We start from the raw sequence: 16,219 nt of genomic DNA on the forward strand, positions 1-16,219 counted from the left end.
ACCGACACCAACGCCCAGGAGCACCGTGCCAGCCCGTCGTCCCGCGCGCACCGCCTTCGCCGCGGCCGCCGTCGCCCTGCTGGCGGCGACGGCCACGGCGTGCGGGGACACGGGCGGGCTGCGCGCCGCCGGGCCGACCCCGGACGCCGTGAGCCCGGCCAGGCTCTGGCCGGACCTGCGGCCGGCGGCCAGCCCGGCCTACCCGTACGACGTGGCGACGCGGGAGGTGGTCAAGGGCGTCACGGTCCCCGGTGACGACATCCGGAAGGTGGATCCGGTGGACGTCGTGGAGGCGGAGATGCGGGCGCACGCCGACGACTACGGGCCCAAGGGTGCGTACCACGGGACCGAGGTACGGATGGCGCAGTGCCGGCCCGGCGGCGACGCGGCCCGGTGCCCGCTGCTGAAGCCGTACCACCGGGACCTCACCGGGGACGGCCGGGCCGACCTGACGCTCGGCTTCCGGCTCTTCCCCACCAACCAGACGGCGGTGCGGGTCTACACGGTCGAGGGGCACCGGCTGGTGCAGGTGCTGGCCGACAACGACGCGATCATCGGGGTCGAGCTGGCCGGGCGGGCGCTGATCGAGCGCTCCCCCGCCGACACCTCCGGCTACGAGTACCGCACGACGTGGGTGTGGGACCCGGGGCAGCGGGCGATGGCCTTCTCCCGGGACGAGTACCTGCACGTCGGCGACGGCCGGTCCGGCACGTCACCGCCCCCCGGGGACCCGCCCGCCGCGGCGCCGCCGCCCGCACCGCCCGCCACGGCACCGCCCACCGCCCCCTCCGCCGCCCTCTCGCCGGGCGCCCGATGAGACTGGCGCTGCCCCCCTGGGCCGGGGCGCTCGCCGTCAAGGCCGCCGCGTTCATCACGGTGATGTGCTGCGCGCTGGCCGCGCTGCTCGGTGTCCTGGTGCACGTGTCGGTGACCGACCAGACCGTCGGGCAGGCCCGTGACCTGGCGCTGTCCCGGCTCGCGGACGCCACGGAGGCGTACGAGGCGGGGGACACGCTGCTGCCGGGTGCCGCGGTGGAACCGCCGGGGCTGCCGGACTCGCTGCGGTCGCTGGCGGCGCACGGGCAGCGCGGGACGATGGTCGCGTCGTACCGGGGGCGGCCGACCATGTGGGCGGCGGGGCCGGTGTCCGGGCACCGGGCGCTCGGGGTGGAGGTCGACTACTCGCAGCAGTCCCGCACCATAGACGGTCTCGACCAGTCGATCCTGTGGTCGTCGGTGCTGGCGATCGGCGCGACCGTGGTGGTCGGCGTGCTCGCGGTGACCCGGGTGACGCGGCGGCTGCACGGCACGGCGCGGGTGGCCCGCAGGATCACCGCCGGCGACCTGGACGCCCGGGTGGACGACCCGCGGACGAGGGATCCGGGCCGCCCGCAGGACGAGGTAGCCGTGGTGGCCGCCGCGCTGGACTCGATGGCCTCCTCGCTGCAGGGCAAGCTGCTGAGCGAGCAGCGGTTCACCGCGGACGTGGCGCACGAGCTGCGCACCCCGCTCACCGGGCTGCACGCGGCGGCGGAGCTGCTGCCGCCGGGCCGGCCGACGGAGCTGGTGCGGGACCGGGTGGCCGCGCTGCGCACGCTCACCGAGGACCTGCTGGAGATCTCCCGGCTGGACACCGGGCGGGAGCGGCTGGAGGCCGACTCGGAGGAGCTGGGCGCGCTGGCCCGGCGGGTGGTGCGGGCGTCGGGCACGGAGACGGACGTGCGGATCGTCCGGGACGCGCGGGTGGAGACCGACCGGCGGCGGCTGGAGCGGGTGCTGGGCAACCTGGTCGCCAACGCGCACAAGCACGGGGCGCCTCCGGTGGTGCTGACGGTGGACGGCCCGGTGGTGACGGTGCGGGACCACGGGGGCGGGTATCCGGAGTACCTGGTGGCGCACGGGCCGCAGCGCTTCCGCACGGAGGGCGGGGCCAAGGGGCACGGGCTGGGGCTGACCATCGCGCTGGGCCAGGCGGAGGTGCTCGGGGCGCGACTGTCGTTCGCCAACGCGCCGGACGGCGGTGCGGTCGCCCGGCTGTCGCTGCCTGCGGCCGAGTAGGCCGATCGGGCCGGGCAGGGCGGGGCGGGGAGGCCGAGCAGGGCCGGCGGCCCGCCCCTGCGCACCGTAGGTCGCGCCCGCCCCCACGCCCGGCGAGCGCCGGCCGGGCCCCGCGCACACCCGGGGGCCGCGGGCGGGGGCCCTTTCGGGGCGCCGTCTCCGGGCGGCGCCGCGCGCGAGACGTCCCCTTTGGGTAGGTTCCGGGCATGACGAGAGCCGGAACGACCGTGGCGGCGACCCCTGCTCCCGTGCGCGCCGCGCGTCTCCCCCGGCGCCGGGGCGTCGAGCTGTCCCTGCTCGTCCTGGCGGTCCTGCTGCCGGTGTACGGCTACTGCGCGGTGGGGCTGGCCCGGACCGGTACCGTGCCGCCCGGCGCCGTCGGCTACGGGGCCGGGCTCGGGGTCCTCGCCCTGTTCGCCCACGTCGTGGTGCGGATCCGGGCGCCCTACGCCGATCCGCTGCCGCTGCCCATCGGCGTGCTGCTCAACGGGCTGGGGCTGGTCCTGATCTACCGGCTGGACCTGGAGACGCCGGGCGACCGCGGGGCCCCCGCCCAGCTCGTGTGGTCCACGCTCGGGGTGGGCCTGTTCATCGGTGTCGTGCTGGTGCTGCGCGACCACCGGGTGCTCCAGCGGTACTCCTACGTCTGCGTGGTGGCGGCCCTCGTCCTGCTGGTGCTGCCGATCCTGTTCCCCGCGGTCAACGGCGCCCGGATCTGGATCCGGGCCGCCGGGTTCTCCTTCCAGCCCGGCGAGTTCGCGAAGGTGCTGCTCGCGGTGTTCTTCGCGGCCTACCTGGCCGCCAACCGCAACGCGCTCGCGTACACCGGCCGCCGGCTGTGGCGGCTGCAGTTCCCGACCGGGCGGGTGCTCGGGCCGATCCTGACGATCTGGCTGGTGAGCGTGGGCGTGCTCGTGCTGGAGCGGGACCTCGGGACCTCGCTGCTGTTCTTCGGGCTGTTCGTGGTGCTGCTGTACGTGGCCACCGGGCGCACGGGCTGGATCGCGGTCGGGCTGCTGCTCGCCGTGCTCGGCGCGGTCGCCGTCGGGCGGCTCGAACCGCACGTGGGCGCGCGGATCGAGGACTGGCTGCACCCGTTCGCCACCATCGAGGCCGGGCGGGGCCCCAACCAGCTCTCCCAGTCCCTGTTCGCCTTCGCGGGCGGCGGGGTCCTCGGCACCGGGCTCGGGCTGGGGCACTCCATCCTGATCGGCTTCGCCACCAAGTCGGACTTCATCCTGGCGACGGCCGGGGAGGAGCTGGGGCTCGCGGGGCTGGCGGCGATCGTGCTGCTGTACGCGCTGCTGGTGGAGCGCGGCTACCGGGCGGGTCTCGCGCTGCGCGAGCCGTTCGGCCGGCTCCTCGCGGTCGGGCTCGCCTCGATCGTGGCGCTCCAGGTGTTCGTGATCGCGGGCGGGGTCACCGGGCTGATCCCGCTGACCGGCATGGCGATGCCGTTCCTCGCCCAGGGCGGTTCCTCGGTCGTCACCAACTGGGCGATCGTGGCGCTGCTGGTCCGGGTGAGCGACTCCGCGCGCAGCCAGTACGACGGCCGGGAGGCGCCATGACCGAGTACGGCGGGTTCCCCGAGGGCGGCCGGCCGATGGGGAGGTACATCCGGCACGCCTGTGCCTTCTGCGCGCTGCTGCTGGCGGCGCTGCTGGCCAACGCCGCCCGGGTGCAGGTGGTGCAGTCCGGTGAGTACGGCGCCAACCCGGCCAACCGCCGTGCCGTGATCGCCCGTTACCAGCAGCCGCGCGGGAACATCCTGGTGGACGGCCGGGCGGTGACCGGGTCGGTGGACACCGGCGAGCAGCTCCGGTACGAACGCTCGTACCTGGACGGGCCGTTGTACGCGCCGGTCACCGGGTACGCCTCGCAGACGTACGGCACCGCGTTCCTGGAGCACACCGAGGACGGGGTGCTGGCCGGCACCGATCCGCTGCTCGCGCCGCTGCCGCTGTGGAGCGACGTGACGCGTGGGCGCAGCCCCGGCGGTGACGTGGTGACGACGCTGAACGGGCGGGCGCAGGAGGCCGCCTACCGGGGGCTCGCCGGGCGGAAGGGGGCGGTGGCGGCGGTCGAGCCGGCCACGGGACGGGTGCTGGCGCTGGTGACGAGTCCGTCGTACGACCCCGCGGAGCTGTCGGGCAACAACGAGGCGGTGGCGTCGGCGTGGTCCCGGCTCAACCACGACCCGGAGAAGCCGATGCTCAACCGGGCGGTGCGCCAGACCTATCCGCCGGGGTCGACGTTCAAGGTGGTCACCGCGGCGGCGGCGCTGGACGCGGGTGTGGTCACCGACCTGGACGCGCGGACCGACTCCCCGGACCCCTACCGGCTGCCCGGCACCACCACCCGGCTGACCAACGAGGGCGACGGCTGTGCGGACGCCTCGGTGTGGGACGCCTTCGTGTGGTCCTGCAACACGGTCTTCGCCAAGTTGGGCGTGGACGTGGGGGTGCGGGACATGGCGGCCACGGCCCAGGCGCTCGGGTTCAACGACAGGGGGGTGCGGATCCCCTTCCCGGTGGCGCAGAGCACCTTCGACACCCATGTGGACCGGGCGCAGCTCGCGCTGTCCTCGATCGGGCAGTACAACACGCGGGCCACCCCGTTGCAGATGGCGATGGTGGCGGCGGCGGTCGCGGACGGCGGCCTGCTGCGGCCGCCGTACCTGGTGGAGGGGGCCACCCGGCACGGCGGCGAGACGGTCTCGGGCAGCGGGGCCCGGCCGGGGCGGCAGGTGATGCGGCCCGCCACCGCGGCCCGGCTGATGGAGCTGATGGCCGGGGTGGTCGAGGAGGGCACCGGCACCAACGCGGCGATCGCGGGCGCGCTGGTCGGCGGCAAGACCGGCACGGCCCAGCACGGGCTGGGCAACTCCGGTGTGCCGTACGCCTGGTTCGTCTCCTGGGCGCGGTCCGAGGGGACCCCCGAGCCGCAGGTGGCGGTCGCGGTGGTGGTGGAGGACGCCTCGGCCGACCGGGGGGAGATCAGCGGCGGCGGGGACGCGGCCCCGATCGCCCGGGAGGTGATGCGGGCGGTGCTGCGCAAGTGAGGCCGGGGCGCGCGCCGGTGGCGGTCAGCCGATCGGCCGGACCGTCTCGGAGCGGATCTGGCGGGTGAGCCTCGCGTAGAAGCGGAGGTCCACCTCGGCGGGGTCCTGCTTGGCCGTGTCGGTCGTCATCGACGCGATCGCGGCGCCCGTGTTGCCGTCGGTCCAGGCGCACACGGGGTAGGTCATCTCGATGCCCGCGCTCTTCTGGGTGAGCACCTCGCAGCTCACCGTGGGCTGGCCGGCCTCGGTGAAGTCCTGGCGGGGCGCGGCCAGGGTGACGCCGTCCGCCTCGGCGGCGCCCTTGAGCATGTTGCGCCGGGCCTCGTCGGTGTTCTTGAACCGTCCGTACATGCCCGAGAAGACCAGGACGCCCTTGGTGTTGTCTCCCCCGACGGCGTACTGGCCGACGACGCCCACCACGTCCTTGGCGTTCCAGGCGCCCTCGGCCTCGTCCTCGATCTTCCGGCCCTGTGCCGAGGACAGGTCCTGGGCGAGCTGGAAGCGGCCGTCGACCAGCTTGGGGGGAAGGGTGAGCTTGTTCTCGGCCTCGGGGAAGCCGCTCTCGGCCACCATGCCGATCACGACGAGCAGGACGACGACGGCGGCGACGACACCGCCCGTGATGCCGAGCACCAGTCCGACCCGCCGCTTCTTCGGCGGGGGTCCCGCGGGCGGCACGCCCCAGCCGGGGTAGGGCTGCTGCTGGGGCGGGTAGGGCTGCGCGGGGTACGGCTGCTGGGGCGGGCCGTAGGGCCCCGGGGCCTGCGGTGGCTGCGCGCCGTACGGGGAGGGCTGACCGTAGGGGGCCTGCTGGTCGTACGGGGACGGCTGACCGTACGGGGGCTGCGGCTGGCCGGGGTGCGGCGGTGGAGGCATGGACACGCCAGCACGCTACTGCACCCGGGTGAACGGGGCGGCACCGCACCGGCCGGTCAGGGCTCCGCGGGACCGGACTCCACCGCCCCGGACTCGATCGCCGTCTCCACCTCGGCCACCCGGGCGCGTTCCTCGACGGCGAAGCGCTCGGCGTCCAGCCGGTCGGCTAGCTCCTCGTCCTGTGCCATCAGCCGGTCCAGGTCGGAGTCGCCCAGCTCGAAGACGCCCATGTCCGCGTAGGCCCGCCGGAGGCGGGTGCCCCACAGGCCGATGTCCTTGACACAGGGCACGATGCGGCTGAACAGCAGCCTGCGGAAGAGCTGGAGGAACTCGGAGCGTTCGCTGAGCGTCTCCGCCTCGGCCTTCGGGATGCCGAAGTTCTCCAGCACCTCCACCCCGCGCAGCCGGTCGCGCATGAGGTGGCAGCCCTCGATGACGAACTCCTCGCGCTCGCGCAGTTCGGCGTCCGTGAGCTGCTTGTAGTGGTCGCGCAGCGCCATCCGGCCGAAGGCCACGTGCCGGGCCTCGTCCTGCATGACGTACGTGAGGATCTGCCGGGGCAGGGGCTTGTCCGTGGTGTCCCGGATCATGCCGAAGGCGGCCAGCGCCAGGCCCTCGATGAGGACCTGCATGCCCAGGTAGGGCATGTCCCAGCGGCTGTCGCGCAGGGTGTCGTCGAGCAGGGACCGGAGGTTGTCGTTGATCGGGTAGAGCATCCCGATCTTCTCGTGCAGGAACCGGCCGTAGATCTCGGCGTGCCGGGCCTCGTCCATGGTCTGGGTCGCGGAGTAGAACTTGGCGTCCAGGTCGGGCACGGACTCCACGATGCGTGCCGCGCAGACCATGGCGCCCTGCTCGCCGTGCAGGAACTGGCTGAACTGCCAGGAGGCGAAGTGCCGCCGCAGTTCGCCCCTGTCGGCGGCGGTGAGCCGGTCCCAGTACGGGGTGCCGTACAGGACCATCGCCTCGTCGGGCGTGCCGAGGGGGTCGTACGGATCGACCTCCAGGTCCCAGTCGATGCGGGTCCGGCCGTCCCACTGCTTGTCCTTGCCCTTCTGGTACAGGGCCAGCAGGCGGTCGCGCCCGTCGTCGTACTCCCAGCTGAAGCGGGCCGCGCCGGCGGCGGGCACCTGCCACGGGGAGCTTCCCGGATCACCGGCGTACAGCTCGTGGGTCGCCATACTTCGCAGGCTCACACGCGGACCCCGGGTCAACAAGTCCTGCGCGGGGGATTGACGGTCTTGCTGACAAGCAGTCTCATAAGAGTCAGGACGACTACCCCCGGGTAACGAGGTGAGGGAGCCATGACGACCCTGACGGACGCGGACGCGCTGGACGGACTGCGCGACGCGCTGGGCCTGCTCAAGGACCGGGAACAGGTGGCCGAACGGCTGCTCGTCTCCTCCGCCAAGCACTCCTTCGACCCCGACAAGGAGCTGGACTGGGACGCGCCCTTCGAGGAGGGCAAGTGGTTCTGGCCGCCGGAGCTGGTCTCGCTGTACGACACCCCGATGTGGAAGCGGATGAGCGAGGAACAGCGCATCCTGCTCTCCCAGCACGAGGCCGCCGCCCTGGCCTCGCTCGGCATCTGGTTCGAGATCATCCTGATGCAGCTCCTCGTCCGGCACGTCTACGACAAGGCGGCGACGAGCGCGCACGTGCGGTACGCGCTCACCGAGATCGAGGACGAGTGCCGGCACTCGAAGATGTTCGCCCGGCTGATCTCGCGCGGCGGCACGCCCTGGTACCCGGTGAGCCGCGCCCACCAGAACCTGGGCCGGCTGTTCAAGACGATCTCCACCACCCCGGGCTCCTTCACCGCCACGCTGCTCGGCGAGGAGGTCCTGGACTGGATGCAGCGGCTGACGTTCCCCGACGAGCGGGTTCAGCCGCTCGTCCGGGGCGTGACGCGGATCCACGTGGTGGAGGAGGCGCGGCACGTGCGGTACGCCCGCGAGGAGCTGCGCCGGCAGATGGTGACCGCGCCGAAGTGGTCCCAGGAGTTCACCCGGGTGACCTCGGGCGAGTTCGCCCGCGTGTTCTCGGTCGCCTTCGTCAACCCCGACGTCTACACCAACGTCGGCCTCGACAAGCGGGCGGCGATGGCCCAGGTGAAGGCCAGCGGACACCGCCGCGAGGTGATGCAGAACGGCGCCAGGAAGCTGACCGACTTCCTGGACGACATCGGCGTGCTGCGCGGCGCCGGGCGGCGGCTGTGGCGGTCGTCGGGGCTGCTGGCCTGACCCGGCGGCCCGGCCCGCGGGTCCGCCGCGGCCGCCGGGCGACCGCGCCGCGGACGGCGATTAGGCTGGCGGGCATGACCCCGGCCACGCCCGCCTACCGCCGGCTCGGTGTCGAGGAGCGGCGCAGCCAGCTCCTCGACGCCGCGCTGTCCCTCTTCGCACACCGCGCCCCCGAGGACGTCTCGCTGGACGACGTGGCGGAGGCGGCCGGGGTGTCGCGGCCCCTGGTGTACCGGTACTTCCCGGGCGGCAAGCAGCAGTTGTACGAGGCCGCGCTGCGGTCGGCCGCCGAGGAGCTGCGGCAGTGCTTCGCCGAACCACGCGAGGGCCCGCTGCTGCCCCGGCTGTCCCGCGCCCTGGACCGCTACCTGGCCTTCGTGGACGGGCACGACACCGGTTTCAGCGCCCTCCTCCAGGGCGGCAGCGTGGTGGAGACCTCCCGCACCACCGCCATCGTGGACGGGGTGCGCCGGTCCGCCGCCGAGCACATCTGCGCGCACCTCGGCGTCAGCGATCCCGGACCCCGGCTGCGCATGACCGTCCGGATGTGGATCACGGCCGTGGAGGCCGCCTCCCTGATCTGGCTCGACGAGGACAAGCAGCCCCCGGTCGAGGAGCTGCGCGACTGGCTGGTCGAGCAGTTCGTGGCCGTTCTCACGGTCACCGCGGGCCGCGACCCGCAGACCGCGGCCCTCGTCGGCACGCTCGCCGCGGATGGCCGAGACTGAACCCGTGAAGAGCCAGGACACCCCCTTCGAGGGCGGCCCGATGGACGGGCGCGTGCTGCCCGTGCTGCTCGGCCCCACCGGGCACCCCCCGAAGACGTACCGCATCCCCGTCCCGGACCCGGCCGGCGGGCCGCCCACCGTGCTGGTCTACCACCGGGTGCCGCGCGGGCACAGCCGGCGCCTCGGGCTGATCCAGGGGTGGAAGTACCGGTTCGACCCGGACGACCGGTCCGGGGGGAGGCTCCGGTGGCCCTGGTCGAAGCCACAGCCGGGGCCGGCCGGCAAGCCGGACGGCGCGAACGGGTGACAGAACTGCGCCGAAACGCGCAGGATGGCCGCCCTTTTCGTCCGAGCATGTCTGATTATCACGGTGCGCCGGGAGACGGAGAGCCCGCCCTCCCCGCGCCGGAGGTGACGACGTGTCCGGAGCGCTCCCGCGCCTGGCCTGCGCGGCCGCGGTGGCGGCCCAGGCCGTCCTCGCGCCCGCATCCGCCGCCGCCGCGCCCGGACCGGAGCCGTCCGCGACCGGGCCCGCGGCGCGGCCCGCGCAGCCGTCCGTGGCGCGGTTGCTGACGGACCTCCAGCGGCTGTACCGGCAGGCCGAACAGGCCACCGAGGCCTACGACGCCACGACGGCCGAGCTGGCACGGCAGCGCGCCGAGGTGACCCGGCTGGACGGCGAGCTGGCCCGCGCCCGCCTCGCCCTCCTGGCCGGGCGGACCGACGCCGGCCGGCTGGCCCGGCAGCAGTACCAGAGCAGCGGCGGCCTCGGCACCTACGTCCGGCTGCTGCTGGCCCGCGACCCGCAGCGCGCGCTGGACGAGGGCCATGTCATCGGCGAGCTGGCCCGGGCCCGGGCCCGCGCGGTGGCCCGGCTGACCGCCGCGGAGAAGCGCACGGACGGGCTGGCCCGCGCGGCCCGCAAGGCCCTCGACACCGAACTCGGCCTGTCCGCCCGGCAGAAGCGGCAGCGCGACGACGTCCGGCGCCGGCTCGCCGACGTGGAACGCCTGCTGGCCGGTCTCACCCCGGAGCAGCTCGCGGCCGTGGCCGGGCTGGAGCAGCGGGGTGTCGCGGACGCCCAGCGGAGCCTGACGACCTCGGGCTCCCTCCCGGCCGCCCGCACGGCCTCCGCACGGGGCGCGCGGGCCGTCGGCTACGCCATGGCGCAGCTCGGCAAGCCGTACCGGTGGGGTGCGCAGGGCCCGGACGCGTACGACTGCTCGGGCCTGACCTCCAAGGCGTGGTCCCACGCGGGGGCCCCGATCCCGCGCACCAGCCAGGAGCAGTGGCGCCGGCTGCCCCGGGTGCCGCTGAAGGAGCTGCGCCCCGGGGACCTGGTCGTCTACTTCCCCGATGCCACGCACGTGGCGATGTACGTGGGGGACGGGAAGGTCGTACAGGCACCGCGGCCTGGCGCGCGGGTGCGGGTGTCCCCGCTGGCCGCCAACCCGGTCCTCGGCGCCGTACGGCCCGACGGCTCCCCGCCTCAGGCCCCGGCCACCGAGGCCAGGTAGGCGGACGCCTTGTCCGGGTCGAAGAAGAAGTTCTCGAAGTCGGCCGGGTCGTCGAACCCGTTGGCGAATCGGTTCGCCACCGGCTGGAGCTGCCCCGCCGCACCGAGCAGGTTCAGCACGTGCTCCGGCGGGGGCGCCAGCATGGCGTTGGTCCACTTGGTGACGTGCCGGGCGGTGTCCCAGTAGCGGTCGAAGGTCTGCCGCATCCACTCCTCGTCGAACGGCTTCTCGCCGCGCTCCAGGATGGACGCGAGGTAGGCCGCCGCGCACTTGGCGGCCGAGTTGGAGCCCTGCCCGGTGACCGGGTCGTTGGCGACGACCACGTCCGCCACGCCCAGCACCAGGCCGCCGCCGGGCAGCCGGCCGACGGGGTTGCGGACGGTGGGGGCGTACCGGCCGGCCAGGGTGCCGCCGGCGTCGGTGAGTTCGGCCTTCGTGGCCCGGGCGTACTCCCAGGGGGTGAACCGCTCCATGAGTTCCAGGGTCAGGGAGAGGTGCTCCGCGGGGTCCTTGACGCCCTTGAAGACGTCGAGCGGGCCGCCGGGTATGCCCTCCCAGAACAGGATGTCGGCGCGGCCGGACGTGGTCAGGGTCGGCATGACGAACAGCTCGCCGACACCGGGGACCACGTTGCAGCGGACCGCGTCGAACTCCGGGTGCTCCGGACGCGGGCCGAGGCCGTGCACGTACGCCACCGCCAGCGCCCGCTGCGGCTCGCTGTACGGGGAGCGCTCCGGGTCGCGGGCGAACATCGACACCAGCTCGCCCTTGCCGGCCGCGACCAGGACGAGGTCGTAGGCGCGGGAGAAGTAGTCCAGGTCGCCGACGGCCGCGCCGTGGATGACCAGTTGGCCGCCGCGCTGGGCGAAGGTCTCCATCCAGCCGGCCATCTTCACCCGCTGGTCGACCGACTGCGCGTACCCGTCGAGCCGGCCCACCCAGTCGATCGCCCGCTGCGTGGGGCCCGGGTCGTGGGAGCCGGGTGCGGCGACGGAGACGCCGAGCCCCTCGATCTTCGGGGCCTGGGACTCCCAGAAGTTCAGTTCGAGGTCCCGCTCGTGCCCGAGTGCCGTGTCGAACATGCACTGCGTCGACATGACCCGGCCGGAGCGGATCTCGTCCGCGGTCCGGTTCGACATCAGGGTGACCTCGTAGCCGTGCGACTGGAGGCCGAGGGCGAGCTGGAGTCCGGACTGGCCGGCTCCGACGACGAGTATCTTCCGCATGCGGGTGCTGTCTCCTACGAGGTGAGGACGGCTGGGGGCAGGACTACCCGGGGGTTTCGTCCAGTGCGTGGGCCACCAGGGCGAGGAGGGTCTCGATGCCCGAGATCCGCCGCCGCGCGTCCATGATCATGACAGGGATGTGCGCCGGTATCGTCAGCGCCTCCCGTACGTCCTCGGGGTCGAACCGCTCGCTGTCGTCGAAGTGGTTGACCGCGACGACGTACGGCAGTCCGCAGCTCTCGAAGTAGTCCAGGGCCGGGAAGCAGTCCTTCAGGCGGCGGGTGTCGGCCATGACGACGGCGCCTATCGCGCCGCGCACCAGGTCGTCCCACATGAACCAGAACCGCTGCTGGCCCGGCGTGCCGAACAGGTAGAGCACCAGGTCGTCGTCGAGCGTGATGCGGCCGAAGTCCATGGCCACGGTGGTGGTCAGCTTGCCCGGGGTGGCGGAGAGGTCGTCGGTGCCCTCGCTGGCCTCGGTCATCAGCGCCTCGGTCTGCAGGGGCGTGATCTCCGAGACGGAGGTGACCAGGGTGGTCTTGCCGACGCCGAAACCGCCCGCCACCACGATCTTCGTCGCGACGGGGGCGCGCGTCCGGTCCTTCTGCCAGGACCTCAGGTCCTCGTCGGGCTCGGCGAAACCGGCGACGAGGGGCGTGACGCCGGTGGCGTCAGAGACGGCGGAGTCCACTCAGCACCCTTTCCAGCAGCGCGCGGTCCGGGCGGCCGGTGCCGTGACCGGTCCCGGTGCCGTACACACGGATCTTTCCCTGGTCCGCGAGATCGCTCAGGAGGACGCGGACCACGCCGAGCGGCATCTTCAGCAGCGCGGCGATCTCGGCCACCGTGCGCATGCGGCGGCAGAGTTCGACGATGGCCCGCATCTCCGGCATCACCCGGGTCGTGAGCGGGCCGTTCGCCAGTTCCTTGCGCTCCTGCGGGGCCTCCAGCGCCGCCACGAACGTCTCCACGAGGAGGACGTGGCCGAAGCGGGTACGGCCGCCGGTGAGCGAGTAGGGGCGGACGCGGGCGGGCTTGCGGTCGCCGCCGCGGACCGGGAGCTGCTGTTTCCTGGATGTTCCGCTCACCGGGCACCCCCGGTGCCCTCGGACTCCATGGACTTGCGCAGCTCGCTGCGGAGTTCGGGGGTCAGGACGTGTCCGGCCCGGCCCACGAACAGCGCCATGTGGTATGCCACGACGCTCATGTCGCACTCGGCGGAGCCGTGCACGCCGAGCAGCGATCCGTCGCTGATCGACATGACGAACAGGCTGCCCTCCTCCATCGCGACCATCGTGTGCTTGACCCCGTCGAACTCCAGCAGCTTGGCGGCGCCCACCGTGAGGCTGCCGATGCCGGAGACGATGGTGGCGAGGTCGGCGGAGGACCCCCGCGGGCCCTTCACCGGGCGGGCCGGGCGGGACTGCCCGGTGGGCCCGGGGTCGGACGAGAGCAGGAGCAGTCCGTCCGAGGACACCACGGCGACGGACTGGATGCCGGGTACTTCCTCGACCAGGTTGGTCAGCAGCCAGTGCAGGTTGCGGGCTTCGCTGCTCAGTCCGTAGGTAGTGGGCGCGGTCAACTGCTTGCCTCCTCGGCTGTGCCCCCCGTGGATTCTTCGGCGTGTGCGTAGCCGGCCGGCCGCTGGTGGCCGCCCGTCCGTTCGGCGATCTCCGTCTCCACCTCGCGGTAGCCGGCCTGGGCTCCGCTGCGGAAGCCGCCGAGCCTGCGGCGCAGGGCGTCGGCGTCGACGCCGCCGGCGCGCTGGCGGGGCGGGGCGGCGGGGGCGGTGATCCTGGGCGTGCGCTTGGGGAGGCCCTTGCTGGTGACCGGCTCCTCCGGCTCGGCCGGCCCGGGCTCGTGCCCGGGCGCGGCCCCGGCGGCGCGTTCGGCGGCCGGGTTCCCGTCCGGGTGCCCGTCCGGGTCGCCCGCGCGGGTGTCGTGCCGGGGCGCGGGTGACGCCTGTGCGGTGTCCTCGACGTCGGCGGGTGCCGGCTCCGGCGGGGGCTCCGGAAGCAGCAGTTCCATCGTCGTCTCGGCGTAGGTCTCCACCGGGGCCTTCGGGCGGGCCTCCGTGGACCGGCCGGGGCCGTCGGCCTGCTCGTGGTCCGGGCGGCCGGCCGGGGCCTGTGGTGCGGTGTCCCCGGCGGGGTCCGCGGGCGCGGCCTCCCGCGGGGGTGCCTCGGCGGCCGGGGTCCCGGTGCCGTCCTCCGGCTCCCCCGCCGTTTCCGGCTCCTCCTCCGTCTCCTCGCCCGGGTCGTCGGAGGCGTCCCGTACGGCCTGTTCCGCGAGGGCGACCAGGGGGTCCTTGGTGCGGGCGTGCAGGACGTTGGAGTTGGCCTCGGCGTCGGCGCCCGGAAGGGTCAGGGTGCCGGGGCCCGCGGGTGCCGTCCGCGGCGGCAGCGCCGTCGCCGGGGCCTCGCCGAGGAGGGACTCCGGCAGGACCACGACCGCGGCGGTGCCGCCCTGCTTCTGCTCGCGGAGCCGGACGCGGACGCCGTGCCGGTGGGCGAGGCGTGCGACGACGTACAGGCCGAGGCCGAGTCCCTCGTCGCCCTCCTGGTCGTAGAGCGAATCGGGGTCGAATTCGGTGAGGCGGGCGTTGAGGCGGCCGAGGCGCTCCTCCGCCACGCCGATGCCCTCGTCCTGGACGGAGAGCATGACCTCGCCGGATTCGAGCAGCCAGCCGGAGACCTCCACGGGCAGGTCGGGCGGGGAGAACGAGGTGGCGTTCTCCAGCAGTTCGGCCAGCAGGTGGGAGAGGTCGTCGGCGGCGAAGCCCGCGATGTGGGCGTGCGGGGGCAGCGCGGCGATGCGGACGCGCTCGTAGCGCTCGATCTCGCTGACCGCCGCCCGGACCACGTCGACGAGCGGCACCGGGCCGGGGTGCGGCTGGACGTGCTCGGTGCCGGCGAGGACCAGGAGGTTCTCGCTGTGCCGGCGCATGACGGTGGCGAAGTGGTCCAGCTTGAAGAGCGTGGCGAGGCGCTCGGGGTCCTGCTCCCGGTCCTCCAGGCCCTCGATGACCGCGAGCTGGCGCTCGACGAGGCCCAGGGTGCGCAGGGCCAGGTTGACGAAGGTGGTGCCGATGCTGGTGCGCAGCCGCTTGAGCTGGGCGGTGGCCTCGGCGAGTTCGGTGCGCAGCTCCTCGCGGGCGTCGGCCATCTTCTGGCGCTGGCCGACCAGGTGCTTGCGGTCGGCCTCCAGGGTGCCCACGCGTTCGTGCAGGGTGAGCGCGTGCGCGTGGAGGGCGTTGACGGAGCGGACCACCTGGGCGAACTCGTCGTTGCGCCCGGTGAAGGCGATCGGCTCCTGGGCCGCGGGGTCCTCCGCCTGCGCGAGGCGGGCCGAACCCCGGCGCAGGACGGACAGCGGCCTGGTCAGGGTGCGGGCCATGGCCGTGGCGATGCCGAGCGCGGTCAGCAGCAGCGCGCCGAGGACGGCGACGCGGATCTCCAGGGCGGTGACGTCGTCGTCCCGGAGCGCGGCGAGGTCCTTGGTGCGGCGGTCGTAGAGGGCGGACTCGGCGCCGCGCATCAGGTCGACGCGGGCGGACAGGGCCGCGTCCAGCTTCTTGGTACCGGTGGTCAGCTCGCCGTCGGAGAGGACCGGCTCGTCGGTGAGCGTGGCCAGGTACTTCTCCGCGGAGTTGACCTCGGCGCCGGTGACGGTGGAGTCGAAGGAGTCCACGGCCTTGCGCGGCGCGTTCTCGCGGAAGTCGGCGAGGGCGGCGTCGGCGCGCAGCCGGGCCTGCTGGGCGGCGGCGGTGAGCGCGTCGCGCCGCTTGCGGTCCTCCTCGCCGGTGGTGTCGACCGTGCCGGGCAGGCCGGTGACGGGGTCGTTCACCGTCTCGGTGCTGCCCGGGACGTTCAGCGCGGCCAGCAGCAGGCCGCGGGCGGCGGCGGACTGCTGGACGGCGGCGTCCAGTTCGGCGAGGGCGTAGGCGCCGGAGCCGGCCCGCGGTGGCGTCCGCTCGGCCAGTCGCCCGGCGAGCCGGTGCAGCTCGGTGATGGTCGCCGAGTACGCCTGGTGGGCTTGGAGGGCACTGGACTTGCCGGTGAGGGCGGCCCGCCGGACCGCGTCGATGCCGTCGAGGCCGGTCCGCAGGCCCGCCGGGGTGCCGGTGTCGGCGCGCAGCTCCTCGACCTGGCGGTCGACGCGGGTGCCGCGGTCCTCGGAGGGCGCCTTGGACTTGGGCCGGCCGGCCGCGATGTACGAGGTGACCTCGTCGCGCTCGTCGGCGAGCGAGTGGGCGAGGGTGAGCGCGTTCTGGGTGCGCTCGGCCAGCGTCACCAGCTCCTGGGAGTCGCTGACGTCCTGGGAGGCGGTGAGCAGCGCGGGGGCGCCGGCTCCCGCGACGGCGGCCGCCACCACCGCGACGGCGACGATCAGCCGGGTGCGCACATGCGTGGGCCGACCGGCGCCCACGGGGGTCTGGGGAACGGTCCCCGCGGGGGCCGTCTGCCTGCCTGTGCGCCGAGGCCGCTTCTTCTGCACCGGTGCTCGCATT

At 74.1% G+C, this 16,219-nt stretch carries 15 protein-coding genes; 8 read left to right on the top strand and 7 right to left on the bottom strand.

Features of this window, described 5'->3' with window-relative positions; genetic code table 11:
- The first annotated feature begins 25 nt into the window (after positions 1 to 25).
- The 4 genes from ACZ4K2_RS17095 (at position 26) to ACZ4K2_RS17110 (ending at position 5,119) form a co-directional block, all read left to right on the top strand.
- Positions 26 to 817 (top strand): hypothetical protein, encoded by a 792-nt coding sequence (locus tag ACZ4K2_RS17095; RefSeq protein WP_467473512.1) that lies wholly within the window; start codon positions 26 to 28, stop codon positions 815 to 817.
- Positions 814 to 2,058, top strand: coding sequence for an ATP-binding protein (locus tag ACZ4K2_RS17100; protein ID WP_467473514.1), 1,245 nt, complete (start codon positions 814 to 816; stop codon positions 2,056 to 2,058). Before ACZ4K2_RS17095 ends, ACZ4K2_RS17100 begins: the two co-directional genes overlap by 4 nt.
- Before the next feature lie 206 nt (positions 2,059 to 2,264).
- The gene (locus ACZ4K2_RS17105; RefSeq protein WP_467473515.1) at positions 2,265 to 3,626 is read left to right on the top strand and encodes an FtsW/RodA/SpoVE family cell cycle protein; all 1,362 of its coding nucleotides are present in this window, start codon (positions 2,265 to 2,267) and stop codon (positions 3,624 to 3,626) included.
- Positions 3,623 to 5,119 carry a penicillin-binding transpeptidase domain-containing protein gene (locus ACZ4K2_RS17110; RefSeq protein WP_467473517.1) on the top strand — a complete coding sequence of 499 codons (1,497 nt, stop codon included), beginning with the start codon at positions 3,623 to 3,625 and terminating at the stop codon, positions 5,117 to 5,119. Before ACZ4K2_RS17105 ends, ACZ4K2_RS17110 begins: the two co-directional genes overlap by 4 nt.
- A 24-nt stretch (positions 5,120 to 5,143) precedes the next feature.
- Here the strand turns inward: ACZ4K2_RS17110 and ACZ4K2_RS17115 are convergent, their stop codons facing one another.
- Entirely contained in the window at positions 5,144 to 5,995 is an 852-nt protein-coding gene (locus tag ACZ4K2_RS17115) for a hypothetical protein (RefSeq protein WP_467474054.1), read from the bottom strand.
- A gap of 56 nt (positions 5,996 to 6,051) precedes the next feature.
- The gene (locus ACZ4K2_RS17120) at positions 6,052 to 7,176 is read right to left on the bottom strand and encodes a ferritin-like domain-containing protein (protein ID WP_467473518.1); all 1,125 of its coding nucleotides are present in this window, start codon (positions 7,174 to 7,176) and stop codon (positions 6,052 to 6,054) included.
- 123 nt (positions 7,177 to 7,299) lie between these two features.
- On the opposite strand from ACZ4K2_RS17120, the gene ACZ4K2_RS17125 reads away from it, so the two are divergent.
- The 4 genes from ACZ4K2_RS17125 to ACZ4K2_RS17140 all read left to right on the top strand — a co-directional run bounded on the left by ACZ4K2_RS17125 (position 7,300) and on the right by ACZ4K2_RS17140 (position 10,483).
- Positions 7,300 to 8,238: an AurF N-oxygenase family protein gene (locus ACZ4K2_RS17125; RefSeq protein ID WP_467473520.1), complete on the top strand. Its 939-nt coding sequence runs from the start codon at positions 7,300 to 7,302 to the stop codon at positions 8,236 to 8,238.
- Between the two features lie 74 nt (positions 8,239 to 8,312).
- Positions 8,313 to 8,966 carry a TetR/AcrR family transcriptional regulator gene (locus tag ACZ4K2_RS17130; RefSeq protein ID WP_467473522.1) on the top strand — a complete coding sequence of 218 codons (654 nt, stop codon included), beginning with the start codon at positions 8,313 to 8,315 and terminating at the stop codon, positions 8,964 to 8,966.
- Positions 8,953 to 9,273 (top strand): hypothetical protein, encoded by a 321-nt coding sequence (locus ACZ4K2_RS17135; RefSeq protein WP_467473524.1) that lies wholly within the window; start codon positions 8,953 to 8,955, stop codon positions 9,271 to 9,273. Before ACZ4K2_RS17130 ends, ACZ4K2_RS17135 begins: the two co-directional genes overlap by 14 nt.
- A 112-nt stretch (positions 9,274 to 9,385) precedes the next feature.
- On the top strand, positions 9,386 to 10,483 hold the full coding sequence (locus tag ACZ4K2_RS17140) for a C40 family peptidase (protein WP_467473525.1): 1,098 nt from the start codon (positions 9,386 to 9,388) through the stop codon (positions 10,481 to 10,483).
- On the opposite strand, the gene ACZ4K2_RS17145 is transcribed toward ACZ4K2_RS17140, so the two are convergent.
- From ACZ4K2_RS17145 to ACZ4K2_RS17165, 5 genes are read right to left on the bottom strand one after another with little or no spacing between them, the layout of a single operon-like run.
- Positions 10,456 to 11,709, bottom strand: a complete 1,254-nt coding sequence (locus tag ACZ4K2_RS17145; protein ID WP_467473527.1) for a styrene monooxygenase/indole monooxygenase family protein — start codon at positions 11,707 to 11,709, stop codon at positions 10,456 to 10,458. The genes ACZ4K2_RS17140 and ACZ4K2_RS17145 overlap by 28 nt on opposite strands.
- Positions 11,710 to 11,752: 43 nt before the next feature.
- Positions 11,753 to 12,400, bottom strand: coding sequence for a GTP-binding protein (locus ACZ4K2_RS17150; protein WP_467473529.1), 648 nt, complete (start codon positions 12,398 to 12,400; stop codon positions 11,753 to 11,755).
- Entirely contained in the window at positions 12,381 to 12,797 is a 417-nt protein-coding gene (locus ACZ4K2_RS17155) for a DUF742 domain-containing protein (RefSeq protein ID WP_467473530.1), read from the bottom strand. Before ACZ4K2_RS17155 ends, ACZ4K2_RS17150 begins: the two co-directional genes overlap by 20 nt.
- Positions 12,794 to 13,291 (bottom strand): roadblock/LC7 domain-containing protein, encoded by a 498-nt coding sequence (locus ACZ4K2_RS17160; protein WP_467473533.1) that lies wholly within the window; start codon positions 13,289 to 13,291, stop codon positions 12,794 to 12,796. The genes ACZ4K2_RS17155 and ACZ4K2_RS17160 overlap by 4 nt, the downstream gene beginning before the upstream one ends.
- Entirely contained in the window at positions 13,288 to 16,206 is a 2,919-nt protein-coding gene (locus ACZ4K2_RS17165) for a sensor histidine kinase (RefSeq protein ID WP_467473535.1), read from the bottom strand. The genes ACZ4K2_RS17160 and ACZ4K2_RS17165 overlap by 4 nt, the downstream gene beginning before the upstream one ends.
- Positions 16,207 to 16,219: the final 13 nt, after the last annotated feature.

This window comes from Streptomyces sp. NPDC025833 (assembly GCF_055558055.1).

Coding starts and splice junctions, on each gene's coding strand:
- ACZ4K2_RS17100 (WP_467473514.1), top strand. CDS start 814: ATGAGACTGGCGCTGCCCCCCTGGGCCGGGGCGCTCGCCGTCAAGGCC.
- ACZ4K2_RS17105 (WP_467473515.1), top strand. CDS start 2,265: ATGACGAGAGCCGGAACGACCGTGGCGGCGACCCCTGCTCCCGTGCGC.
- ACZ4K2_RS17110 (WP_467473517.1), top strand. CDS start 3,623: ATGACCGAGTACGGCGGGTTCCCCGAGGGCGGCCGGCCGATGGGGAGG.
- ACZ4K2_RS17115 (WP_467474054.1), bottom strand. CDS start 5,995: ATGCCTCCACCGCCGCACCCCGGCCAGCCGCAGCCCCCGTACGGTCAG.
- ACZ4K2_RS17120 (WP_467473518.1), bottom strand. CDS start 7,176: ATGGCGACCCACGAGCTGTACGCCGGTGATCCGGGAAGCTCCCCGTGG.
- ACZ4K2_RS17125 (WP_467473520.1), top strand. CDS start 7,300: ATGACGACCCTGACGGACGCGGACGCGCTGGACGGACTGCGCGACGCG.
- ACZ4K2_RS17130 (WP_467473522.1), top strand. CDS start 8,313: ATGACCCCGGCCACGCCCGCCTACCGCCGGCTCGGTGTCGAGGAGCGG.
- ACZ4K2_RS17135 (WP_467473524.1), top strand. CDS start 8,953: ATGGCCGAGACTGAACCCGTGAAGAGCCAGGACACCCCCTTCGAGGGC.
- ACZ4K2_RS17145 (WP_467473527.1), bottom strand. CDS start 11,709: ATGCGGAAGATACTCGTCGTCGGAGCCGGCCAGTCCGGACTCCAGCTC.